Source organism: Priestia sp. HNGD-A6 (assembly GCF_045784335.1).
GTDB lineage: Bacteria > Bacillota > Bacilli > Bacillales > Bacillaceae_H > Priestia > Priestia zanthoxyli.
On sequence record NZ_CP138621.1, the window covers coordinates 546,148 to 571,492 of the forward strand.

Annotated in this window: 21 protein-coding genes and 1 riboswitch; of the genes, 4 read left to right on the forward strand and 17 right to left on the reverse strand. The window is 36.8% G+C overall.

The annotated features are described in order from the left end of the window. Positions 1–114: 114 nt before the first annotated feature. The 3 genes from splB to SCI76_RS02845 all read right to left on the reverse strand — a co-directional run bounded on the left by splB (position 115) and on the right by SCI76_RS02845 (position 2,549). Positions 115–1,143 carry a spore photoproduct lyase gene (gene splB, locus SCI76_RS02835; RefSeq protein ID WP_025752275.1) on the reverse strand — a complete coding sequence of 343 codons (1,029 nt, stop codon included), beginning with the start codon at positions 1,141–1,143 and terminating at the stop codon, positions 115–117. A gap of 112 nt (positions 1,144–1,255) precedes the next feature. After that, on the reverse strand, positions 1,256–1,504 hold the full coding sequence (locus SCI76_RS02840) for a transcriptional regulator SplA domain-containing protein (protein ID WP_033578899.1): 249 nt from the start codon (positions 1,502–1,504) through the stop codon (positions 1,256–1,258). A gap of 85 nt (positions 1,505–1,589) precedes the next feature. Further along, positions 1,590–2,549 (reverse strand): LacI family DNA-binding transcriptional regulator, encoded by a 960-nt coding sequence (locus SCI76_RS02845; RefSeq protein WP_168760732.1) that lies wholly within the window; start codon positions 2,547–2,549, stop codon positions 1,590–1,592. 124 nt (positions 2,550–2,673) lie between these two features. Between SCI76_RS02845 and SCI76_RS02850 the strand changes: the two genes are divergently transcribed. Then, positions 2,674–2,802, forward strand: a complete 129-nt coding sequence (locus tag SCI76_RS02850; RefSeq protein ID WP_255219815.1) for a hypothetical protein — start codon at positions 2,674–2,676, stop codon at positions 2,800–2,802. A gap of 39 nt (positions 2,803–2,841) precedes the next feature. On the opposite strand, the gene SCI76_RS02855 is transcribed toward SCI76_RS02850, so the two are convergent. From SCI76_RS02855 to SCI76_RS02865, 3 genes are all read right to left on the reverse strand, one after another. Next, a complete protein-coding gene (locus SCI76_RS02855; RefSeq protein WP_048021033.1) occupies positions 2,842–4,152 on the reverse strand; it encodes a Na+/H+ antiporter NhaC family protein in 1,311 nt (436 codons plus the stop codon). A gap of 85 nt (positions 4,153–4,237) precedes the next feature. Further along, positions 4,238–4,344: riboswitch (SAM riboswitch) on the reverse strand. Between the two features lie 101 nt (positions 4,345–4,445). Then, the gene (locus SCI76_RS02860) at positions 4,446–5,213 is read right to left on the reverse strand and encodes an ABC transporter permease (protein ID WP_168760731.1); all 768 of its coding nucleotides are present in this window, start codon (positions 5,211–5,213) and stop codon (positions 4,446–4,448) included. Then, on the reverse strand, positions 5,206–6,117 hold the full coding sequence (locus tag SCI76_RS02865; RefSeq protein WP_034265850.1) for an ABC transporter ATP-binding protein: 912 nt from the start codon (positions 6,115–6,117) through the stop codon (positions 5,206–5,208). The genes SCI76_RS02860 and SCI76_RS02865 overlap by 8 nt, the downstream gene beginning before the upstream one ends. A 170-nt stretch (positions 6,118–6,287) precedes the next feature. Here SCI76_RS02865 and SCI76_RS02870 point away from each other — a divergent pair, with 170 nt between their 5' ends. Further along, positions 6,288–6,728, forward strand: coding sequence for a YtoQ family protein (locus SCI76_RS02870; protein ID WP_168760730.1), 441 nt, complete (start codon positions 6,288–6,290; stop codon positions 6,726–6,728). 359 nt (positions 6,729–7,087) lie between these two features. After that, positions 7,088–8,707, forward strand: a complete 1,620-nt coding sequence (locus SCI76_RS02875) for an ABC-F family ATP-binding cassette domain-containing protein (protein WP_013083037.1) — start codon at positions 7,088–7,090, stop codon at positions 8,705–8,707. A 36-nt stretch (positions 8,708–8,743) separates the two neighbouring features. Here the strand turns inward: SCI76_RS02875 and SCI76_RS02880 are convergent, their stop codons facing one another. The 4 genes from SCI76_RS02880 to SCI76_RS02895 all read right to left on the reverse strand — a co-directional run bounded on the left by SCI76_RS02880 (position 8,744) and on the right by SCI76_RS02895 (position 13,255). Beyond that, positions 8,744–9,628 carry a DMT family transporter gene (locus tag SCI76_RS02880; protein WP_407545021.1) on the reverse strand — a complete coding sequence of 295 codons (885 nt, stop codon included), beginning with the start codon at positions 9,626–9,628 and terminating at the stop codon, positions 8,744–8,746. Positions 9,629–9,692: 64 nt separating this feature from the next. After that, positions 9,693–10,409, reverse strand: a complete 717-nt coding sequence (locus SCI76_RS02885) for an AraC family transcriptional regulator (protein ID WP_328180128.1) — start codon at positions 10,407–10,409, stop codon at positions 9,693–9,695. A 27-nt stretch (positions 10,410–10,436) separates the two neighbouring features. Then, positions 10,437–11,066, reverse strand: a complete 630-nt coding sequence (locus SCI76_RS02890) for a hypothetical protein (RefSeq protein WP_028413466.1) — start codon at positions 11,064–11,066, stop codon at positions 10,437–10,439. A 416-nt stretch (positions 11,067–11,482) separates the two neighbouring features. Continuing rightward, positions 11,483–13,255 carry a patatin-like phospholipase family protein gene (locus SCI76_RS02895; RefSeq protein ID WP_407545022.1) on the reverse strand — a complete coding sequence of 591 codons (1,773 nt, stop codon included), beginning with the start codon at positions 13,253–13,255 and terminating at the stop codon, positions 11,483–11,485. 216 nt (positions 13,256–13,471) lie between these two features. On the opposite strand from SCI76_RS02895, the gene SCI76_RS02900 reads away from it, so the two are divergent. Beyond that, positions 13,472–15,106, forward strand: coding sequence for a peptidase G2 autoproteolytic cleavage domain-containing protein (locus SCI76_RS02900; RefSeq protein ID WP_407545023.1), 1,635 nt, complete (start codon positions 13,472–13,474; stop codon positions 15,104–15,106). Positions 15,107–15,431: 325 nt separating this feature from the next. On the opposite strand, the gene SCI76_RS02905 is transcribed toward SCI76_RS02900, so the two are convergent. From SCI76_RS02905 to SCI76_RS02935, 7 genes are all read right to left on the reverse strand, one after another. Continuing rightward, on the reverse strand, positions 15,432–17,237 hold the full coding sequence (locus tag SCI76_RS02905) for a SpoIID/LytB domain-containing protein (RefSeq protein ID WP_407545024.1): 1,806 nt from the start codon (positions 17,235–17,237) through the stop codon (positions 15,432–15,434). A 591-nt stretch (positions 17,238–17,828) separates the two neighbouring features. After that, on the reverse strand, positions 17,829–18,827 hold the full coding sequence (locus SCI76_RS02910) for a peptidoglycan-binding protein (protein ID WP_407545025.1): 999 nt from the start codon (positions 18,825–18,827) through the stop codon (positions 17,829–17,831). Positions 18,828–18,881: 54 nt separating this feature from the next. Next, positions 18,882–19,364: a holin family protein gene (locus SCI76_RS02915; protein WP_407545026.1), complete on the reverse strand. Its 483-nt coding sequence runs from the start codon at positions 19,362–19,364 to the stop codon at positions 18,882–18,884. Positions 19,365–19,399: 35 nt separating this feature from the next. Beyond that, positions 19,400–19,981, reverse strand: a complete 582-nt coding sequence (locus SCI76_RS02920; RefSeq protein WP_407545027.1) for a hypothetical protein — start codon at positions 19,979–19,981, stop codon at positions 19,400–19,402. 21 nt (positions 19,982–20,002) lie between these two features. After that, a complete protein-coding gene (locus tag SCI76_RS02925; protein WP_407545028.1) occupies positions 20,003–22,696 on the reverse strand; it encodes a hypothetical protein in 2,694 nt (897 codons plus the stop codon). Positions 22,697–22,751: 55 nt separating this feature from the next. Then, positions 22,752–23,828: a hypothetical protein gene (locus SCI76_RS02930; protein ID WP_407545029.1), complete on the reverse strand. Its 1,077-nt coding sequence runs from the start codon at positions 23,826–23,828 to the stop codon at positions 22,752–22,754. 26 nt (positions 23,829–23,854) lie between these two features. Continuing rightward, entirely contained in the window at positions 23,855–25,339 is a 1,485-nt protein-coding gene (locus tag SCI76_RS02935) for a phage tail spike protein (protein ID WP_407545030.1), read from the reverse strand. Between the last annotated feature and the right edge of the window lie 6 nt (positions 25,340–25,345).

The window sequence follows — 25,345 nt, forward strand, 5'->3', positions numbered from 1 at the left end:
ATACAAATAACCTCTTTTTTCAGCTTATTAGCAACCAATTTATTTTGCACATTAAAAATTGAAAAGCTATCTCGACTAAGATGTCAAAATAACTTTTCAATTACTGTAGAATAATTACGTAAAATACTCGATTTTCGCATTTGGAAAATACTGATCAATGTAATATTCCAACGTCTCTCTTAATTCTTGTTCTTCATCTTTTGCGTATACATACTTTCCAATCCCGTAACGCCCCCATTTGTAGCGGCGCTCTTCTTCATTCATCTCAAGCTTTGTTTTCGGATAGTTTTTCTCAATCACTCGTTTGGCCGGCTTGGTAAAGCGATGCTGAATCATTTCAAATGTAATATCATCTCTTGACTCTTCAGGTATAGAAGCATCAAGCTTCTCAAACAGCTGACGGTATCCCTCTTGCCAACCTTCATGAATGTAAATAGGCGCCACAATAAAGCCAAGTGGATATCCGGCTTTTGCAACTTTATTAGCAGCTTCAATCCGATAATCAAGAGGAGATGTACCAGGTTCAAAGTTTTTTATAACATAATCTGCGTTTATGCTAAAGCGAAAGCGCGTGCGACCATTATGTTTAGCATCCAATAAATGATCCACGTGATGAAACTTAGTCACAAAGCGCAGTTGACCTAGTTCACTTTCCCCAAAATATTCAATCGCGCGCTTTAATGAATGTGTTAAATGATCAATTCCTACGATATCAGATGTACAAGCCGCTTCAAATCGCGTTATTTGAGGGGCTCTTTCCTGCATATATTGCTCTGCTTGACCTAATATTTCTTCCACATTCACGTACGTGCGAATATATGGTTTGCTTCCCATTGTTGTCTGCAAATAACAATAGTGACAGTGCCCCATACACCCTGTTGCAAAAGGTATTGCATATTCAGCTGACGGTTTAGATGTATCAAATTTCAAGGTTTTACGCACACCAACTACTAAAGTGGACTTGGCATTGCGGTATTTTTGCAAATCATTTTTTCCCGGTATATTACGCACTTGATTATGAGAAGTTGTTTGACGAATCTCAATTCCCATCTTCTCAAATTTTTCTTTTAATTGAACACCAAGCGGGTACTCCATTGCCCCTGGCTCAATGTATACTAATTGAGGTACAAAAGGTTTTATCATCATGTACACTTCCTTTTTTCTAATACTAATAGCGTTTGAAAAATAAAAAGACTCTATCCATGGTAATTATTTTCCACATCAAAAAAGACTCTCTATTTAAGAGAGCCTTTCGTCAATCATATTGTTCATAATCAAATATCTTGTTATACATGTTCTCTGCTTCTTCATACGTTGAATACACAGCATCATCTTCAGCTAACAAATGATAAGACTCATGCAGAAACAGCGCTTTTTCACCTTTATTTTCAGGGTGTTCAACAATTTCAGCTTGATTAATATTAGCAACGTTTGCCGTATGAGGATTTCGGTAAATAACAAATACTTGATCTCCTACTTGATATTCTTTTTTCTCCACGATCATCATCCTTTTCTTCTTTCTTTACTCGTATGATGTCCGCTTTTACTCATTTTATCCGATAAAAACACGTGGTGAGATCATCAAGAATTTATACGCTTTTACGCTCAATAAACCGAAAAGGAAGCTCAATTTTTTGAGGATCCTTGCTCCTGACTAGTTTAAAAAGCGTTTCGCCCATTTCTTTGAGAGGAAGTTCGATCGTTGTGATTTGTAAATAAGAAGAAAGCGGATGATTATCAAAACCAATAATAGCTAAATTGCCTGGAACTGATATACCCGCTTGTTCGCACTGAGCTTTTATACCAATAGCGACTTGATCGTTTGTTACTAAAAGCGCCTGAGGCCGATTTTTCATCTGCACCAATTTTTTTACCACTTTTTCACCATCTGTCACGTTCAAACAGCCTTGAAACACCCATTCCGGATGATAAGGCTCATTTATTCTTTCTACATATTCTTTGTATGCTTGCTGCCTCTGTTGACTATTTGTACCCGTCATTCTTCCAATACAGTAGCCAATATCCGTATATCCTTTTTCTTTCAAATACATGAGCGCTTTCTTAAAAGCTGCATAATGATCAACGTATACGGAGCGAATAGAACGATTTTGTACGTTTTCGCACACGGCTATCGGCCCGTACTGCTGATAGCATTCAATCGTGCTCCAGCTGCTTGCTCTAGAACAAATAATCACTCCATCAACCTGCTTTGTTTTTAGCATATGAAGCGCTTCTTCTTCTTTTTTTACATCATAGTTCGTCTGACAAATAACAAGCTGATACTGCTTTTCTAACGCTTGAGAGGCCACTCCTTCTAAAAGCAGACTGAAATAAGGATGATTAATAAAAGGCAAGACGACGGCAATCATATTTGTTTTCCCTTTTGATAAGTGAACGGCATTAATGTTTTGTTCGTAATTAAGTTCTTGAATTACTTCTTCTACCAGACGGCGCTTTTCTTCTTTTACATACGGATGATGATTTAAAACCCGTGACACGGTCGAAACAGATACACCAGCTTTTTTTGCGATATCTCGGATATTTGTCATGTTTTCACCTTTTTCTCTTGCGCTGAAACGCGTTTCATACTTTATTCTCATTATAAAGTGAAAAAGCAATAAGCTAAACCCGTTACAATCATGTTTTTATTCACTTGTATAAGGAGGTCATATCATGGGTATTTTGTTATTCATTTTATTATGCGGAATTGAAATCGGAGGAGCGGCTTATGCACTTAAACAAAATGAGACACTTTGGAAGGAGCTAGATGAAAAAAAGCCGACTGATTTTTTCAAACAGTAAAAAACCCTTAAAAAGAATGTTCTTTTTAAGGGTTTGATATTACGCAGCTTCTTTAGATGATTTTGATTTTTTATTTAAACGAGGAAAGCCAATTACAATTGCAATGATACCGCAAACCGCTGTTAACATTGGATAGAATGTAAATGGAATAATCTCAATCGGTGAAACTTTAGCAAATCCTGCTGCTAGAAGCATTTGTGCACCGTAAGGGATAAGCCCTTGAACGCTGCATGAAAACAAGTCGAGCAGACTGGCTGATTTACGATTGTCAATTGAATACTTATCAGAGATTTCTTTCGCTAACGGACCTGCTGTAATAATTGAAATCGTGTTATTAGCCGTGGCTAAATTGGTTAAACTTACTAATCCGGCGATACTGAATTCTCCGCCTTTTTTTGTTTGAATGCGTCGTGTTAATAGGTTCAATAAGAACTGAATACCGCCGTTATAGCGAATGAGTTCAACCATTCCGCCAATTAAAAGAGATAAAATAATTAATTCCGACATTCCGCCAATACCTTCTGTCACAGTTTTAGCAAGAGAAGAAAGCGTGTAGCTTCCGTCAGCTAATCCAATTACGCCGGCTAATACAATTCCTCCGGTTAAAATGCTTAATACGTTTGCACCAAATATGGCAGCAACGAGTACGCCGACATAAGGCAAGATTTTAAACCAGCTAAAATCTTTAATTTCTACTGATGACGTATTGCCTAGCGTCATTACAAGTAATAAAATCACTGTAACAATCGCTGCAGGAAGGACAATGAAAAAGTTTACTTTTAATTTATCTGACATATTTGTTTTTTGCGTACGAACTGCCGCAATGGTCGTATCAGAGATTACGGATAAATTATCTCCAAACATTGCACCACCAACAACAGCAGCAATTGCCAATGTAATGGATACATGCGCCTGCTCACTGATTCCTACAGCGATAGGCCCTAACGCAGCGATCGTTCCCATTGACGTTCCCATCGAAATTGAAATGAATGCGCCAATAACAAAGATTCCGACTACCACTAAGCTTTGCGGAAGCACAGACAGAGCTAAGTTTACCGTTGAATCAACAGCTCCCATGCCTTTAGCGACTTCTGAAAAAGCACCTGCTAAAATAAAAATAAGTACCATAATAATGATATCAGGATGCCCTGCTCCTTTAGCAAAGCGTTCCACTTTTACATTAAGTGAATCTTTGCGGTTCATAGCCAGCGCCACAATGGCTGCAATGATAATAGCTACTAATACAGGCAGCTTATAAAAATCTCCCGTTATAATTCCTGATCCGACAAACAGGACTAAAAAGACGCCCAGCGGTAACAGCGCCCAGCCGTTTCCTTTTTGTTGTTCCATTCTTAACACCTCTTGTTTACGTAATAAAAAAAGACCTCTTCTTATTGATAAGAAGAGGTCTCTTATTTGTATCATAAGATTACCCTTCTCATCTTCCAAACGAAACATCGTCTGCTGGATTTGGCACCGCACTGCGTACAGCCAGTTGCCGAGACATCGTAGGGCCAGTCCCTCCGTCTCTCTTGATAAGAAGTTTGTAGTTGTTTTAAAAATAGTCTTTCACTACTGTAATCTCTTTTTATTTAATTGTCAAATGCTATTTTAGAAAAATATATAGTGTGAAAATTCTCACATCAATTAGCTACGTCACGTTTTAAAAACGCCACCCATGCTACGCCCATAAAGAAGACAAAGTGTGCAACTAAGATGAAGATTGAAAATGGAATTGTCATTCCGTCAAACATCGTCTTCATTCCGTCCATATACTGCACAAAGTTTGTGTTGGCGAACAGTAAAAATTTCCCCCACCATAGACCAAACTGTGATACTATCCCAGTTACTGCTTTCGCCCCAATACTTACGACAATAGCTAGACTTGAAGCAAGCGCGCTGTTTCTAAATAAAGACGACAGCATGAATGCGAACGTCATCATCATAAACGTTTCCATATACGCGCTGTCATACGTAAGCGTAATGTTTTTAAGCAGCTGCGCATCTCCTTCTAGACTGGCAAATCCAAAGAACAATGCTCCCCATACAAACGAAAAAAGCAAATAGCTCAGCAAATAATACAAGCTAATTAAAATGAGCGTTATGTACTTGGACGTTAAAATCGTTGAACGTCTAGCAGGGCGAATTAAAAGAAGCTTAATGGTACCCGCTTCAAACTCTTTTGCAACCATTGATCCTCCAACAGCAAGCGCGAAAAATTGAACGAGGATCAGCATGCCTGCACTAAATGACAGGAAATTCAATATGTTGTCTTCCGTTCCTGCGCTGTTTGCCACTTTCTTCATTAAAAGAGCCATACAAAGAGTTAAAATACCGATTGTGATAAACGTGATTTTTGTACTTCTTTTGTGAAACCATTTCATGTGTTCATTTTGAATTAACTTAAGCATGGTGCTCTCCCTCCGTAACGGACATAAACGAATCTTCAAGCGTCTCATAAACAGGAGTGATTCGGTAGACTAAAATATCGCTGTCCACTAATTTTCTATTCACAGCTGGAATTTGTTCTTTCATAATCACTACATCAATACTATCGGATTTTATTGTTACTTGGAATTCTTGAGATAAAAGATCCGCTGCTTGTTGCACGTCAGATACTTCAAATTCTACATACATCCCTTGATCTTGACGATTTGGAGATAGATCTTGAACAGCTTTTAACTCGCCGTTTTGAATAATACCAACGCGGTCACATAATGCTTCCACTTCTTTTAATAAGTGGCTCGCGATTAAAATTGAAATACCTTCTTCCCTGCAGAGGGTTTGTAAATATGTACGAAATTCTCTCATTCCCGCTGGGTCTAGACCATTTGTTGGTTCGTCTAGTAAAAGCAATGCAGGCTTATGTAAAATAGCTTGAGCTACTCCTAAACGCTGTCTCATCCCAAGGGAATACGTCTTCACTTTTGCATGAATGCTGTTTTCAAGCTTTACTAGCGCAATCACTTCATCCAAGCGTTCTGCTGTGATCCCTTCATGCATATTCGCAAAGTGTTTTAAATTTTGATAGCCCGTCAGATAATCATAAAACTCAGGATTTTCAATAATCGCTCCAATTGATTTCATAGCTGATGTAAACTGTTCTTTTAAAGGAAAACCATTGACGGTAATTGTTCCCTTTGTTTCTTTAATGAGTCCTACGACGGTACGAATGAGCGTTGTTTTTCCAGATCCGTTCGGACCAAGCAATCCGAAAATCTCACCGCGCTCAACCGATAAGGATACATCATGCAAAATGGTTTTCTTCCCAATTACTTTACTGACATGATCTACTTGTAGCACTGTTTCTGTCATCATGTACATCCTTTCTTTAATTAGCAATACGCCTTCTATTGTTTCTCTTTTTTAACTATTTGTCTACTATAACCTTATTTTTGGAAAAGTAGCCCATTCAAATCATTCGTATTATCCGCTTACATTTGATAAAATAAAACAAATCTTAGTTAGAGGAGGACTTCTACATAATGAACTTAACCGTATACCTTGCCGGGCAAATTCACGATAACTGGCGAGACGAAATTAAAAACCAAGCAAAACAATTAAACCTTCCCCTTACCTTTGTCGGTCCCATGACAGACCATGACCGCTCCGACAACATTGGAGAAGAAATTTTAGGAAAACAGCCTAACGCTGTCTTAAAAGATGAAGCTGCTTCTCAAATTAATAATTTACGCACACAGGTTCTCCTTAAAAAATCTGATGTGGTCATTGCTTTATTTGGTGAAAAATACAAACAGTGGAACAGCGCAATGGATGCGGCAACAGCCATCGCATTAGATAAACCGCTAATTTTGGTTCGCCCTGAAAAACTGCATCACCCGCTTAAAGAACTATCAAACAAAGCGCAAGTTGTAGTCGAAACGGCAGAACAGGCTCTTCAAGCATTGGCTTATATTTTTGAATAATAAATTTAGAAAGCTCTCAGGTTATTCCTCAGAGCTTTCTTTCGTTTTGAACATAAAAGTGAAGCGTGAAGAGTCGTTTTTTAAACCGTCTACGTTTTTCATAGATTGTATCCGTATAGCTCAATAAAAAACAATATATATTCAACAATTTCTGTTTCCCTGAATATATTAGTTTGCTGCTCAAAGTTTTGGTGAATGCTAGAATAATCAAGCGTTACCGCTCAAAAAATCCCTTAAATGGTTGACGAGTGCTTAAAGTGTCGGTTACACTTTATGTTTGAAATATTGTATTCATATCGCTCTTATCTCAAAAGAATGGTATAATTTTATAGATATTGAATTTGGAGGACTGCTCATACATGATTACAGTTAGTAATGTAAGTTTACGATTTGGCGACCGAAAGTTATTTGAAGATGTGAATATTAAATTCACGCCTGGTAACTGCTATGGATTAATCGGCGCAAACGGTGCTGGAAAATCAACGTTTTTAAAAATTTTATCTGGTGAAATTGAATCTCAGACTGGTGATGTACATATGGGCCCTGGCGAACGCCTTGCTGTCTTAAAACAGAACCACTTCGAATATGAAGATCAAGAAGTTATGAAAACCGTTATTATGGGGCACGCTCGCCTTTATGAAGTAATGCAAGAAAAAGATGCTATTTATATGAAAGCAGACTTCACAGATGAAGACGGAATGAAAGCAGCTGAGCTTGAAGGTGAATTTGCTGAATTAAACGGTTGGGAAGCAGAATCAGAAGCGGCTATTCTTTTAAAAGGATTAGGTATTTCTGAAGATCTTCACGCCAAAAAAATGGCTGAACTAACGGGTAGTGAAAAAGTAAAAGTGCTTCTTGCACAAGCTTTATTCGGAAAACCTGATGTATTACTTCTAGATGAGCCTACGAATAACTTGGATATCCAAGCAATTCAATGGTTAGAAGAGTTCTTAATTAACTTTGAAAACACAGTCATTGTTGTATCACATGACCGTCACTTCTTAAACAAAGTATGTACGCACATTGCTGACCTTGACTTCAGTAAAATCCAAGTCTACGTTGGTAACTATGATTTCTGGTATGAATCAAGTCAATTAGCACAAAAAATGGCGTCAGATGCAAACAAGAAAAAAGAAGAAAAAATTAAAGAGCTTCAAGCCTTTATCGCTCGCTTTAGCGCAAATGCATCGAAATCAAAACAAGCAACGTCTCGTAAAAAATTGCTTGATAAAATTTCATTAGATGACATCCGTCCTTCTTCTCGTCGTTACCCATACGTGAACTTCACGCCGGAACGTGAGATTGGAAATGACGTACTTCGCGTTGAAGGTTTAACAAAAACAATTGACGGCGTAAAAGTACTCGATAACGTAAGCTTTATTATGAATAAAGATGACAAGATTGCTCTTGTAGGCCGAAACGAACTTGCAAATTCAACATTAATGAAGATTTTAATGGGTGAAATGGAAGCAGACAGCGGTACGTACAAATGGGGTGTCACAACGTCTCAAGCCTTTTTCCCAAAAGACAACTCCGAGTACTTTGAAAACGGAGATTTAAACCTAGTAGACTGGCTGCGTCAGTATTCACCTAATGATCAAAGCGAAAGCTTCTTACGCGGTTTCTTAGGTAGAATGCTATTCTCTGGTGAAGAAGTGTTGAAAAAAGCCAACGTTCTTTCCGGAGGAGAAAAAGTTCGCTGTATGCTTTCTAAAATGATGCTAAGCGGTTCAAACGTTCTTTTACTAGACGACCCTACGAATCACCTTGACTTAGAATCAATCACAGCACTAAATAATGGACTTATCAGCTACAAAGGTTCAATGATTTTCACATCTCATGACCATCAGTTCGTTGAAACGATTGCAAATCGTGTAATTGAAATTACGCCAAATGGAGTAATTGACAAGCAAATGACGTACGATGAGTATTTAGAAGACAGCAACCTGCAAAAACAAGTAGCTAGTATGTACGCTTAATAAGAAATCCCCTTTCTATAGAGAAAGGGGATTTTTTTATATACGCACCTCTTGATTTAGCGATGACTTCGGAGAATACGTTAAAAACGCTAAGCTAGCAAATACTAGTGCTGCTCCGCATATGTTGACCAAAGTTAGAGACTCTCCTAAGAAAAAGACGCCAAGTAAAAAAGCGGTAACGGGCTCTGCTAACGATAACGTTACCGCGGTAGACGCTTGCACTGACTTAAGCGCTGTAGAAAATAATACATAAGCAATCGCCGTCGTAAGTATTCCTAAATGAAGAGCAATCCCCATTCCATTTAAAGAGACTAGCCAGCTCATATCGTACATAAACCAGCATGGTATCAGTAAAACGGCGGCGGCTGTGAACACAAGCGAAGCTCCTACTTGCGGATTAACATGCTGAACAATTTTTTTATTGACAGTCGTATAGCAAGCAAAAGACGCCCCTGCTCCTATCGCCATACCCAAACCTATCACGTCGATTTGAGTATCTTTTTTTAACAACAAGCAGCTGCACCCTATAATACCAGTAACCGTAGCAAGCAACCATTTTTTTGTAGGTTTCTTGCGGTACACTATGTAATCTAATACTCCTGATAAAACAGGCGCACTGCCAATTGCCACCATTGTGCCTACTGCAACACCCGTTTTAATGACAGCGGAAAAAAATAACGGCTGATAAGCGGCCATACTTGCTGCAGCAACCGCAAGAGGCAAAATAGGAAAACGTCTTACGTCCACATTCTTTCTTTGTATAAGACAAGCTGTAAGAAGCGATAGTCCCCCTACCGCTAAACGTACGGCTCCAATAGCCACGGAATGCGCTTCAGCAGATACTAAAGCTTGGGCGGTTCCTGTTGTTCCCCACAAAACTGCGGCACATAAAATAAGTATTTTTGATAATGAAGTATTCATCGTTTCATCTCCTTTCTTTTATCATAGCTAAAAGAAAGAAAAAAGTTTTTCCGCTTTTATGATCTTATTTGTCTGTTTTTAAGATACTTCGATATCGCGTCGGTGAGACTCCCTCTTGTTTTACAAACCATTTCGTAAATGAAGACAAGCTGTGATAGCCCACTTCATGCGCAATATACGTTACCGAGTAGTCCTTCTCTTTTAACAGTTCTTTTGCTTTATTTAAACGTATATGCGCTACATAACTTTGAGGCGAATAACCCGTTTTTTGCTTAAACCAAGTGGAAAAATAGGCAGGATGATAATTTTCCAGCTTAGCAAGACTTTCCATGTTTAACTCTTGATTAAAGTTAGCATGAAGGTAATCAATGGATTTAAACGTTTGCTTCTTTGGTAAATAATGCTGAACGTAACGGACTAAATCTTCAAGCGCCCCCCTGTCAGTGCTTTTTTGAAGCCCCTCAAGTAACAGATAGCGAAGTGCTTTCCACGTTGAATCCCATTGAATAAAAGCTGCTTCTTGAGAAAGATGCGCACCTTCTGTAAATTTCAAAGGAATATCAACAACCAAACATTCATTTGTATTTTTAGCTTGATACGTATGCAGTTGACGAGGCGGAATGTAAAAGCATCCTTCTTGCAGCGTTAAGTGCTGCTCGCTTGCTTGAATATCAAGAGCGCCTGCTAGCGGAAACAAAAGCTGACTGTAGTTATGATCATGAGTATGAGGTGAATAGCTGTAGGCTCTTTTTTCGCAAATAATTTCACGTAGCGTATCCATTTTGTTCTCCTTTCCTTATTTCCTGTCTCACAGAAGCTGTTCTATGCCGTCCAAAACGGTTCCCAGCACCCTTAACGATTCTGCTGGAGCATATAAAACATCCAATGAATGATCGGCATTTTCGATGACCGCAATATTCATTGGATTTGTTTTTAATCGATAAACTTCTTCAGTATAATAGTGATCACCACTTCCTATTACAAGAAGACCTTTGTGAGAGCTTTTTAGTAAACTTTCAAACAGTTCTGTTCTTGTTAAAAGCGGCGTCAGTAAAAGCATCACTGCGTCTTTGTAAACTTCATCTTTCATAACTCGCTGAATTAGAGGAATGGTCCCAAGCGATTTCCCTGCAAATATGATATCTTTATAGCTATTTTGAGGCAAAACGTCTTGCAGCACTAAACAAATGTCTTTCATCATAACGTCTGCAATCTCATCTGTAGACTTTGTCATCAGCTCTTTTGAATATGTATAGTGAATCTGAACCACGTCAATTCCGTGTTTTATCATCAGCATCGTTACATAATACAACAGGGGCTTTTCGTACGTATAGCCTAGCCCTGAAAACATAAAGCAAATGCGAGGCCCTCCTGTTTTAATATATGTATAGGTAATCTTATTAGTTTGGCTGCTTACACTTTTTTGCTCTACTTGCATGTCACTCCTCCTTTTTAAATATTCTAACATTTAATCCCGTAAAAAAACCCCATCTTTTTCTTAAAAAAACAAGCGGGTTTCATAATATGTAGTGAAGCTATTGTAGAGCTATTTAATTGATTCTTATTAGGTTCTAATTTTCAAAACATATCATTATAAATTAAATTATATGGGGCAAAAATGGGGCAAAACTTCTGCCCCATTTTCTTTTTCTTTCTGAAATTCAAGAATTATATAGAATAGCTTAGGTATAATACCGAAGGCTTTCAAAGTAGCTCATGAACTAGTAAAGATTCGTCATCTTCCCTGCATATATCTTATTTTACATTCGCATCTTTTAGCATTTTTTAGATAGTATCTGGTTATTTACGTGGTCAACTCATTTATTTTAAATATGTGTTCTTCTGCATTATTCATCAAGATAATTGCTTATTAGCTAACCTTCGTTTTTTTTGCATCTTATTTAAACACTTGAGACTTCCTAAGTATATAAATAGCCGATCAAATGTAATGAGGTAAATTCCAACACAGATGAGACCAGCTACTGATATAAAAATGGCTGGTATAAAGCTTAGTAAAAACCTCACAACAGGATTTTGATTTAAGCTATCGTACAACCTCTTTCTAAGAACCAAGAGAGTAATTGTAAATAAGATTATTAACAATAGATTCCCTTTTGTTATATAATCATTTGCCCATTCAGTAAATATGGATTCGAAAGCACTTACAAAGATTACACATAGCGAAATAAACATTAGCATAGTTACAATTTTAAAAAAAGAATTTAACTTCATAGTTCTAAAAAGTCTTTGACTGGAGGTTTCAAGAATACTTTTATAATAAGAGTCAATAGTTGAAGGAGACATCCATTCTTCTACCTTAAAAAAATTATAACTTTTCTTCCTTAGTGTGGTATTTATGACAAAGTCTCTTATACTCTTTTTATTTAATTCAAATTCAACCATTTTATAACCATCATACATGAGAGAAAAAGCTTCTACATCCGAAAATGAATCCAAATCAGTCCTAATACGAGAAAGAAGTATCTGAACCTCTGTATTTACACCATAAACTTCTGACGGTAATTCGGTTTCACAATCTTTAGTTTTATTTTTGAATTTAGGATTTTTCTCATAATAAGATATTTCTCGCCGCTTAATTCCCTTTTTTAAATGTAAGAGTATGGTATTATCTGCATAATCTTTAAATATTCTTGAGAGTTGTTGTTCTCGTACATGATTTGCGAGAATACTATTAGAACGTTTTATTACGTTATTTAGTTGTATTTCTGGTTCTTTTTCATCCTCCATCTGTTTTGAAGCGTCACTTATGAGAAAGTGCGTACATTCCTCATCCAGTAATCCATCAATTCCTTGATTATCATAAACACCACCATCAACTAATTGTACACGAACTCCCTCATGATAAAGATTGCTAATAGCTAGAGGCGCAAATATCCCAGGAACACAAGCTGAAGCAGCCACAGCCCAACCAAGTTCAAAGTTCTTATGTTTATTATTTATTTCTTCGTAAGAATTTACTTTTTTTAATTGGAAATTTTTATAAAATTCATTATTTGATTTACATGTATTTGTTTCACCCATACCCGTTGCACTAAAACGCCAGTTATGGCCATTATTCAAAACTGTAGCATTAATAAGTAGAATTGGTACTTTTGCTTTTCTATTTTTATTATGTTTTTTTGGATGAAAAGACTTTTCTTCACCATAAGGCTTTATTTTTAAACATTTCATTTTAATAGGACTGTTGTTATTAGGATCAAGAACTTTTTGATATAAATACTTATCGTAAAGCTCTCCAATATGGTCACTCCGGGAGTAATTAGGTAAACTCATCCTTAGATTTTTTAAAGGATTGAGAAAAGTACGTGCACGCAAATTTTTTTGAATAGCTTGAAGAAAGTCAACTTCAATCTTTTTAACGATTTCTTGATAGTCTTCATCTTTTATATCACAGTCTAGTTTTTCTTGAAGCAGCTTTTTTAAATGAAGATAGTAAAGGGAACCAATTATTGAACCCCCAGACACTGTTGATATGACTTCTACATGACGAAGGAGACCTAAATCTGCCATTTTCGCAAGAACACCAATATGGAAAAATGCTGCCCGAAACCCTCCACCCGATAGAGCTAGTCCAAATTTAGATGATTTTTTTTGAATCCTAATCACATCCCCTTTTCATATTAAGAAATACCAAATATAAACCATCATATAACGGTTATAATTCCATCCTACATAAGATTTATACTCTAAGCTTTTTGTATAACATCACCTGTTCTCCTCTTAAAAGATTAATCTATTCATTAATAGGCTTTTACACAAACTATCTTTATCAAATCACATATAATGTGTCAGAGTTTATATTATGGGAAAGGAATTTTGCTAATGAACAGGATACAGTTACTTAATAATATAGGAAAGGTGAGTAATCTTTTTAACAATACATCCAGTACCAATCTTTCAAATTCAAACGGTCTTATAAACATTAACGTCTTAGTTATCTTAATTTTAATATTAAAGAAAAACCCAACAAATAATTGTAATGCTCAAGCAATAGGTGCGTGCTCCCATGCAGAAGGAAGCAACACAATTGCTAATGGATTTGGATCACATGCTGAAGGCTGTAACTCTGTAGCGAATGGAGATTGCTCTCATGCCGAAGGAAGAGAAACTACTGCTAATGGAATAGCTTCACATTCGGAAGGAAGTCTCACTCAAGCGAACGGCGATGTTTCACATGCTGAAGGACTGGGTAACATAGCAAGCGGGAAAGCTGCTCACGCTGAAGGAGGCGGTACCAATATAGTAGGTGATTTGCCCAATACAGCAAGCGGCGATAGCTCTCACGCCGAGGGACTAAATACAAAAGCGAGTGGGATAGCTTCTCATGCTGAAGGTACTAGCACACAGGCTATTGGTCAAAGTTCTCACGCTGAAGGAGCTGTTAACCAAGCTATTGGTCAAGGTTCTCACGCTGAAGGGAATGGCACGAAAGCAAGTGGGAATTTTTCACATACCGAAGGAATTATTACAGAAGCCGCTGGGTTAGCTGCTCACGCCGAAGGAGTTGATGCAAAAGCCATTGGGGGTGTTTCTCATGCTGAGGGGTCAAGCACTTTAGCAAATGGGACTATTTCTCATGCTGAAGGCCTTTTCACAACTGCTAGTGGGGACGTTTCTCATGCCGAAGGAAGATCAACAATTGCCAGTGGGGCTTATTCCCACGCTGAAGGAAATGCTACACAAGCAAGTGGAGAAGCTTCTCATACTGAAGGATTTAATACACAAGCACAAGCCAATTTTTCTCATGCTGAGGGACAAAATACAGTTGTAAATGCCCTTCATATTGGTTCTCATATAATGGGACAAAATGGAACCACACGTTTCCCTTTTTCCTGGCATCTAGCAAATGGCCTTGCTGTTGGACCAACATTAAACTCAGCTGTAATAGAAGGAGCGACAGGAAACCTTTATCTCGATGGCACGGTATTGGCTGGTTCTCAAGCCGATTATGCTGAAATGTTTGAAACAGTTGATGGTAACTCAATTGACTTTGGTTATTTTGTAACCTTAGAAGAAGATAAAATACGAAAAGCAAATGCGAAGGATGATTATATTCTTGGGGTAGTTAGTGCGAACCCAGCAATGATTGCAGATGCTAGTGATTTACGTTGGCATAATCTGTTTGTAAAAGATGAATGGGGAAAAGTTCAATACCATGAGGTCGTCGTACCAGAAATCAAAGATGGTGACGGAAAAGTCATTCAATCTTCTTTTATAAAAACTGAACCTATATTAAACCCTGAATGGGACTCTTCAAAAGAATATATCCCACGTTTGCAAAGAGCAGAATGGGTCCCTGTTGGGCTTGTTGGAAAACTTTTAGTTCGAGATGATGGAACTGCACAGGTAAATAGCTATTGTAAGCCAAATGATGAAGGGATTGCTACAGCTTCAAACACTGGTTATCGCGTTATAAAGCGTACAGGGCCTAATCAAATATTAGTATTAGTTAAATAAGGCTTAGTTGGGTTAAATTCAACTGCTGAAAAATTTATCATGAGAAAACTTCTTTTTGCATGATAAACTCCTCCAGAGTATACAAACTTAATTAACATTATAAAAGTTATCCCCAATCACAAAAGTTGGAAATTAAGCATAAAAGATAAAATAAAGGGTCTCACAACTACAAAAAACATTGGTTAAGGCTTAACCAATGTTTTTTGTAGTTAGATAGCTTTTGTTAAAAAGATATTTTCTTAGAAAATATGCTTACGCCAGAAATTCTTATTATATATTTTTCAAAGCTATTTTAAGCCTACAAATTTTTTCCGACTCAAACAGCTTAAGATTTTAAAAGTTCTTCTAAAGTAATCTTAGCTATTCCGTTTGTATAATTACCCCACATATCCACTTTGGGGTATAGCACAACGAAAGTTTGTTGATGATTCCTTAAGTTTGAAATTGTTTGACAAATATATAAGCTCGTATTAGGTAAAATATTAAGCCTTTTTATACCTTTTTTGGTGATAAGCATAGTCCCCGTGATGTCCTGGAATTTACTTCGATGATGTAAATTTCTTCCGTATTCATTTTGGGGCGGGTACCCTACTGCATAAATATCACGATCATAAATCTGAATATAATCCGAGTCATTATTTTTCCAAGTATAACCTTGAAAGTGATCTATCGCAATATAAGCTGGCCAGAACCAAAAGCCTTCTTTTCCATTACTCTCTTTAGTCCATATATAAATCCAAGAAGCAAGGTATGGAAAAAACTCTACAGTCTCTTTTAATTTTTTTTTCTTTAAAGGAATATTTTTAGGTGGAGGGCTTATAGGATGATAATTCCTACTAGATGTATTTTCAACAATACTGTGATAACGATTTAAAATTGTATACCAGGTTTTTCGATCAATTATTCCATTTGCCTTTTCTTTCGACATCCTCATAGCTTGACGCTGAAACAACTTAACTGCTTCCTCAGACTTCTTTCCAAATTCTCCTTTTTCATCAATGGCTTTTGTGAAAGTCGGTATACCATAATTTTTACCTATAACCTCCAAATAATGTTGTTGTAAATATACATCCTGCCCTGAACTACCTAATTTTATGGGAGCTATAAAACTATAAAATCTATTTTTGATAATAATTCCAGTAGCTGAGAGAGTATTAAAGTTTTGCCCATAATAATGTTTTAAGATATCAATGTATCGCTGTTGTTTCTTAGCTAATTCTCTAGTTGCTGTCAAATTTAATAACCCCGGGGTTCCACAGTTGCCACAATATTGAGTCAAAAAGGGAAAAGATTGCCCTCCAGGATATTCTACATAGTCACTAAAGACCTCTTCTATATTCCTAATTAAGGGCTCTTGAGGAGTATAATGTTCCACATAATCTTGATCTTTAGTGCTATTAGTTATATCATAATCTTTATTTTGTCTTCTATAATGTTCTGTATATATACGATTTAACGTAAAAGAAACCATTGCTATGACACAGGCTTTAATTGCTTCATCTTCTGTAAAGCCTTGGATTTCAATATGTGCCACACCTTTGATATAGTCAATAAATGGAACTTCTACAGTGCGAGCACTTCCATTAGAAGAGAATAACTGTAATCTTACAAATTCAGGGATTATAAGACCTATAGAAAAGATAGGAGCTGCCGAATCCGACAGACCAGGTGAATGATATGAATGGTGAGACGTAGAGGGTAAAAGAGACGTCGGGCTTAAAGAGAAATGAGAGAGATTGTAAGAGCTTTGAATTTCTTTTTCTATTGGTAATCTTGTATCTTCCATTATTAAAACCTTATTTCTAACATATTCAGAATCATTCCTAACAGCAGAAAGCTTAATTGTTGGCAATGATTTAGACCCTTCAAATATTTGTATACCCTTCAAAGTTACCGGCTGATAATTAGTGTGTGTAACGTATATTATATACTTACCAGTGATTCCTGAGGTATCATAAGGTGAACGAGCAGGTAAAACGAGCTCTTCTGTATTACCATATTCATTTGTTTTTAAAGTCTTAACTAAATTCCCTTCCATATCCATAATTTCAACTTGAGCGTTAGAAACTGGAGAAAGATCTTTTTCATTATAAGTACTGACAACGATATTCCCTAGTTTTTCTCTATCCATACAATGTCCCCCTCTTTAGATGGATAACACCTCTGTAACGAATCTAGACTAAAAAGAAAATTAACATATTAAATTCCTTATTTATAAAACATTTAATCGTTCAATTTATTAAATGCGGTGTTTTTCCCTATATCTAGACTTCTAAAAATTTCAGTCGTGCTGTTCCTCTACACTATATGCACAGTTACCTTATTAAAAATCCAAATTTACCTGAACCTTTTTTACTCATTTTTTAATTAAAAGATATAAATATAGTAAAAAATAATTAGCAACTCAAATAAGTTTAGCTATACTATATAAATTTTTCATAAAGATAATTACTCTTCAAGGATTGGAACCGCTCACCCACTTTCGAGCGGCAAAAGTTCGGGTAAAGGGTTCTCTTCCTACTTAAACATTATACATACTCATGATATACCTTTACATCATTAAAAGGTCAATAAACAAAAAATGTATAAAAAACTTACTTTTTATAAATGTGTACTACTCTAACACACATATATTTTCCACTTGATAATATTTGTTAAAAAACAACATAATTTGTTCACCTTAAAAATTTTTCTGATAAAACTTATTGAGCAAAGAAACCAACTAAAAGCCGTTGGATTTTAAGACAGCTTGTAACTTTTTTTTTGTCTTTGAACCAAATACTCCGTCAACTTCATATGGCAAGTAGACTTTTTGAAAACGTGTAACTGCATCCTTTGTTTTAGCTCCATAAATTCCATCTACTGTACCACATTTAAAATAAACAGCATTTAAAGCGTTCTGAAGTTGTTTAATTCCTGTTTTATCTGTTGATCCCGTTTTAAGTATTCCAGAAGGTAAAGGATATTTATATTCTGATTGATCTTTTTTAGGTGTTTCTGGCTTTGGTGTATATGAATTTTGAGCTGACCCAAATTTAATCGTTTGGCCTACTTTCAACTTACTAGGATCTACACCAGGATTTGCAGCAATTAAATCCTCAACAGTAATACCTTCTTTTCCATCTTTTAAAGCAATACTCCAAAATGTATCACCCTCTTGAATTGTATATAATCCTGGTACTGGATCAGGTTGCTTAGATCCTGGCAGCATATCATCTAAGACATCTTTAAAAGCCTTATTATAATCAAATACGCAACATGCTTTCCAAGAGTAGCCAGGCATTTCATTATGGGCTTTATCGTACTTTCCAATTCCATCAGCAACTAGAGCTTTATGAAGATCAACAATTGAATGAATAGTAGGATCAGTGAGTTTATCAGTTCGATAATCACCAATAACACAAATACCCAAGCCAATGTTATTACTGTTACCTACATGATAAGATTTCTTAGAAATATCTACACAATAATAAATAGTGGCTTTGCCATTCACAACGTGTTTAGGATCAATGATTAAATGATAAGCAATTTCTGGCCAGCCGTTTGTTCTTACATGAAAATCAGCGAATGATTCAATTTTAGATCCACCAGCTGATAATTTTGTTAATGAATGATGCCATACACGGGTAGTAATAGTTTTTGTACGCTTGCTGTATGAACCTTTATGAACTAATTTTCCTCGTTTATCAACTAACTGCGGTAATTTTTCAAACTTATACATTTTCATCTTCCTTTCAAAATTTTGATATAAAAAAGCCGCTGCATAAACAGCGACTTACTTAACCTCTTCTTTTTCTTCCTTTTTGACTTCTGCTGGAACTTCTAAAGTTGAAGGTACAACAGGTTTTTCTTCTTTTTGTGGCTTGCTTCTTAAAACGGCAATTGCTTTGGTTAATGGTTCTGGAACATAAACACCCATCTTTCCAGCGTTTTCAACAATGGAAAGCACTTCGTTTAGACAATAAGCGGTAATTACAACACTCATAGCTAGATAACCAACTTCAATTTTGTTTTCAATTAGCAATAAATCCACCAAATGACTGACCGCTACCATTGCAAAAATAAATACTTTACGGGCTATACCCATTAATCCAACACGGCTTTTTAATTCCCCGTTCATGGATGCTGCTGCCATACCTGACAGATAATCAATAACCATTAACGCCACTAAAATATTTAACATGGGTGTCCACGCTCCAAATAAAAAAGCGATTACTCCACCAGAAACGGTTAGTAACCATTTGAAAATTTGTTCCACCTTTACTCCCTCCTTTAAGAATTAAAAAAAGATGCTTATTCAGCATCTAATGTAAGAATGGATACATCTTCAACAAACGTTAAATTTCTTAGCTCCTGGACATCGGTATATTCTGTTTCATCAATTTCCCTAGTTAGATCATCGAGCCTTCTAATAAGCTGATCCTTGAAGGAATTTGCATAAGTGACCAGGCTAATAAATTCTTCTTTTGTATATTTTTTAATACCGTTGTTCTTTGTTTGAACTTGGACGGTAGTTAAAGATGGATTTAATAAAAGTAAGAGTTGCTTTTGAGAGAAATCGTTTTGCTGATCCGGGCCATATAAAAACTTATCTCCATTTGTATATTCAAATCCTGAAGCAATGACCAGGTTACATTGCTGTTCCAATTCTTCAATTTTGAACGGCTTCAAATAATTGGCCACGACTTGCGGGGTTACAGTGTCAGGATCTAAGTTATCTTCTCCCACGCAATAACCTACCTGGAATCCAGATAAAACACCATATTCACCCTCTGCTGTTGTATAAACAAACTGATCAAGTTTAGATGTGTGATTCACAATGTTTTCAATTATGTTTCCTACTTTGTTTTCAATATTTAAAGATACAAATTTCATGTTTTTTTGCTCCTTCAGTCTTTATTTATAAGTGATTTCTAATTTTGCTGTTGCATCGAATTTTGCATAATAGTTTTGACTAGTTGAGTTAATATAAATTCCAATGCCTTTATAAGATCCACTAACAAATCCAGCATAGAATGAGCTAGGAATAGTAATCCATTTACCTTCATTGAGCTTAAAGCTTGCTGTTGTTTGCGGTGACTGGTAAGAAGGTGCTCCGCTCGGCTTGCTTGTATACGTATGCGGTTTAAAGTACGTAGTAACAGGTGCAGCATTTCCACCCGCATTTTTACGATGTACATACATTCTAATTTGTGTAATCGTCTTTCCAGTAAGAGAAGGTAATGAAAAGAACCATAGACCACGATAAATGCCATAGCTGCCCCACTTACCTTGCACAACTTCATTTTGCCCGTACCACTGACCGCCAAAGTTATCACGCCAGCTATCACCGCTACTTGCATTAATTGTTACAGTAGTAGGTTGAGCATCCATTGTGCTCCCTGTAGTTTTCTGGTAATCGAAGGCACCCATAACCTTGCCCCCTGCAACTTCTCCTATGTTATTATTTCCACCGCTTGGAGCTGTGCCCTGGCCAAAAATATCACCGCCATAGCAATGCAAACCGTAGGTTGTGGCGCTTCCTTTACAATTAGTGAGGAAAACACGCCCACCATAACGTGAACTAATACCCAAATCAGCACCGTATGTTTCGCATTGATCCATTTCTGTAAATCCTGCCGATGTATCAAAGTTCATGCTAGATCCATTACCATACACTTTCATTTTTTCTAAACGCACATAAGAATTACGCAATAAGCTTACGACTGCATAATCAAGTTTTTTACCGTTGATTGTTCCACCAGTGGAAAAGATATTTAACAAGTTATTTTTTATCACTGGATTCCCATAGAATTTAGAGCTACCTAGTGATAAATTAATAGATCCTGCACCTAAAAAGCCGCTGATTTCAAAGCTTTCATACATCAGAGAGTTATAAGCTACGTTTATTGTGGCTTTTCCATCGTAATACTTTGGAATACGTCTTATAGCTTCTGTTACTGTTGCAAGCGGCTTTGTCCATCCCGTACCCTCGTTATCATCGTTAGGTTCAATGGCCCCTGAATATTCTAAAAGCCTGTCAGAGACAAAAAGGTTTATATCATCCGCACCATACTCTACCACTGTAGGACTATCAAAATTACCTACATATAAATCACTAAACCCTCCCTGGGCAGCATCCAGTGAAGCAATTAATTCATCATTTGCATTGTAAACCTCAATTCGACCATTCCCGCCAGATCCACCAAACTGGGCTATGCCACCTTGTAAACTGTCAAAAGAAACTGATTTAGCTTTAACGTGTCGGCCCTCAATGCCACCGTCAACAATTAAATCGCCACCCGCTTTTCTTCGCCAAATAAGATTGTCTACATAAAATTTGTTTGTCGTTTCTCCATTAGACGAAAAGCTCATGTAAAACTGTAAATAGGCGGTACCTTCAGGAACAACAAAAGAACCACTTTTTTTAACAAAAGCGGTTTTTTTCGTTGATTCATTCCATCTTAAAGGTGTATTCCAGATGTTTAATGATTGTCTTTTAGCGTCATAGCATAAAAAGCCCACTCGTCCATCACCTGAACCAGCTGTATTTAAATAGCGGCCCTCCGCTTGGATAAACATTTCTTCACCAGGATTAACAGGTATAAGGTTATTTACATAGATGCTGTTATTAGAGCTTGATAAAGCATCTAGGGCCAATGCTTTGTTTGATCCGTTCCCATTTTGAAAGCTTGAAATATCTTCTACCCTAATTTTAGATCTATTTGCTTCATAACTTGGATAGTAACCGTTGGGGAACTCGCCTATGGTATCATTTTCAAAGTCAGGATTTTCAACTAAATTTGTCCAATCAGCTAGTAAAAGAGCTTGTGCAAAAATGGTTCCTGTTGCTACTGATCCACCGTTAAATTTCGTTTCATCACCTTTATATTTCCATAGACCGACCTTATTTGCTGCATCGGTCCACTTCTCACCATAAAGGCCCAAATCATCCAGAGCATCTTGGCCCTTCTTATCCGCTGCATCTGAATTGTCTTTTTGCTTGGCAGCTGTTGCAACTACTAGTGCATTGACTGCATTTTCGTATTGCAAAAACTTATCTCGAAACGTTGATTTTGTAACAGCGATTGTTTTTGCTTTATTGGCCGTAGATAGATCCCAAACGTCAACAGGTGTAAGACCTTCTAAATAGGTTTTTAAATTCGTATATTGAGTAGCTACCTCAATATAAGTTGTATCAGCTGTTGAAATGCCCGCATTTAATGCCTGTTTCCGAACAGTATACAATTCTCCTTTACCGCTACTATCCAGGGTAGAAGCAGCTGGCAAGGTTGTGGCATTATCCGCAATGACATAACCGATGATTTCAGTAATACGGTCTTTTAAAATTTTCCGTTCCGTATAATCAATTACACTGTCGCTTGTAATATCATCAATGCTTTTGTTTATGTTTTCAATCGTATCCGAATAGTTAGGATCAAGCTCTCCTATATCCACCCATGAAGAACCGCCCCATTTTTTCATCATATTAGGGGTTACACTTGTATCTAGCCATAATGTCCCAACAGTAGGATTTGCTGGTGCTGTTCCTGAAACAATAGCATCGTTCATATCCACTAGTGAAATTGTTCCTGTTGCTAAAGGTGCCATTTGCTATTTACTCCTTTCAAGAACGAATAAAAAGAGCGGTTTCCCACTCCTTTTATCAAGCCTTATCTATATCACATGTTACATTACCACGAACATTAATATCTGCTGCGGTAACAGTAATTGATTTTCCTGTTTTACTCCAGTTTGTATTTTTAACATTGTTTGCATCATATATAGACCATTTGTAAGTAAAAGCTGTTCCTGCAGCATCTACTTCAGCCCCGGCCTGGAATACTTTAGCCGTTAAAGTTGTACTTCCTTGCCCGTTTTTAAAAGTATTTGTCCCTACAATTGTAACTACATATGGATCACTAACATCTACCACTGTACAGACATCGTTATATTTCACATTGTTATATGTTGCAACACACTTGAAAGCCTCTACACTAGGGATTGCACTTGCTGGAATCGTAATTGTATCTGTTGTATAGCCTGTTACTCCTGCATTTGATGTAGAAGTAAGTAAGCGCCAACCAGCGCTCCCGTCTGTATCTCCACCGCTTGAAGTTGTAGCAGCAGGATCTTGGATATACCATTTAAAAGCTGTTGGTGTTACCTTTGAAGCTCCTTTGTATACATCAACAGTTGCTTTGACAGTCCCATTTGAATTACGTGTAACATTTCCATCTGGTGTCCATACAACAGCTCTTACAGCATCTTGACCAGCTGCACCATTGGAGCCATTTGTACCATTTGTTACTTTAATAATTTCATATTCTGCTTTTGTAGTTACATCAAATCCCGTGTCTGGATCTGTGTAAATAACCTCACACATATAAGTCATTGAGTTAGCGGAAGCAAGTACATTTCCCTTAATCGTTAATGTTTTAGGTGCTGTAGTTCCTAACGTATAGTTTGTATCGCTCGCTGTAATTTCAGTGAAATTGCCGCTGCTATTTGTTTGATAGAACCATTTAATTGATTTAGCTTTATCTGCAATATTTGTGTTAGTCCCTGCAATATACAATTGAGGTGTTAACACGTTATTTGAACTAGCATAGTTCGGTGTATATGAACCGCCATTAGGATTATAAATAACCTGTCTTTGTTGTGATGAACCAATAAACGCTATTAGTTGTTTTGCATCTGTTACATCGATTAACGTCATACTGCCTGTAGCTACTGTCGCCATAAACATTTCACTCTTTTCTATGTTTTTTATTCTTCTTCTGGTAAATCTAAATCACAAGTAAAGACAGCTCGTTGAACAACATCAAACGAACTAACAGTGATTTTGTTACCTATCCCTACATGCTCATAATTCCAAGCCACATCAAAAAAACCGTCTTTATCTTTTTTCGTCCAGATAAAAGCGGTTTTTGGAAGTGTAGCGGTAATATTCTCTTTTCCTTTGTAGACAATAGCTGTTATCTCTGTATCGATCAGGCCGTTTTTAAATGTTGTGCCGTTACTAGAAACAAGCTCTACCTTATAAGGAACTTGCTTTTTTACTTCTTCTACGCCTTCCTGGGCCTCTTTTGCCCGGTCAATAGTTGCATTCCATACTTTTTCCTTTAACTGAAGGGTACGCTGCGCTTTTTCTACTGCTTGAATTGGTTGAATTGTAAGCGGAACATATTCACCAAGTACAATAGATCCTTTATCCTTTTGGACGGTACTTAATTCCTTATTTAAAATCCTGGCTTCTAAATAAGTAGGCGGCTCGGATGAAATATCTTTTATGAAAATGGTATCGCCAATAGAAACCTTTGTATGCTCATACCCTTCTAGCTGCTCCATCATTACGACTGTTGCCTCATATGAAAAAACGGGATGATTTACTTTTTTTAAGGCTTCTATTGTGTTATCAAAAAGCTCTACTGGATTTGTGGCAGTTTCATCAATAAATTTATCGACTACATTTGCGCCATTGTTTCCATATTCCTGAAGGGCATTAACATCCACAATCATGTTTCCCACTACTTCAAAACCCTCTGGCGGTTTCTTTTGAGCATTCATAAGTAAAATAGGATTTCCGTTTTTGTCCTCATTACTAGCAATGCCGATCATGGCCGTAACAATTTTGTTTCCATCCTCAATTTTGCGTAAACCCTCTAAATTCCTTGCATATTCAAAGCTAACACCTGTTTTTGTGCCCCGTTTTTCATAGAGATTTACAACTTTCCGCACAACCTCTTGTCCATCGAATTCTACCTTAAATTCAATTTCTGCACCGAATTGTTTAATCGTATTTCGGATGGCTTCTAAAGCTGTTGGGTAATCGTCAAAATCTACTGAAATGATTTCACCATAATAGCAAACGCCTAGCTCCCATCCTGTATTACTCAAAAGAAATTTAACTATATCGGATAAGCTGGCCCCGACAAAAGACTTTGGCTCAATGATCTGGCCAATTAGATCCTGGGTTGCTGCTGTTTCACAATAAACTGTTTTTATTTCCTCTAATCCATGACTTTCCGTAGTCTTTGTAATCCTGAATAGCTCATAGCCATCTGGATTATCGGTATAAATAATAAAAGCTCCCCTACTCAAAAAGCTGGCTTGTGGGTGACTAGCATAGACATCAAACTCTAATGTCGTATATCCATCCTCTAGCTGACCTTTCCAGCTATCTCTAAGAATGGGACAGCCTTTAGGAATCTTATTGTTTAAAACGCCTACGGCATCATAAGTTTTGTTCAAAATATA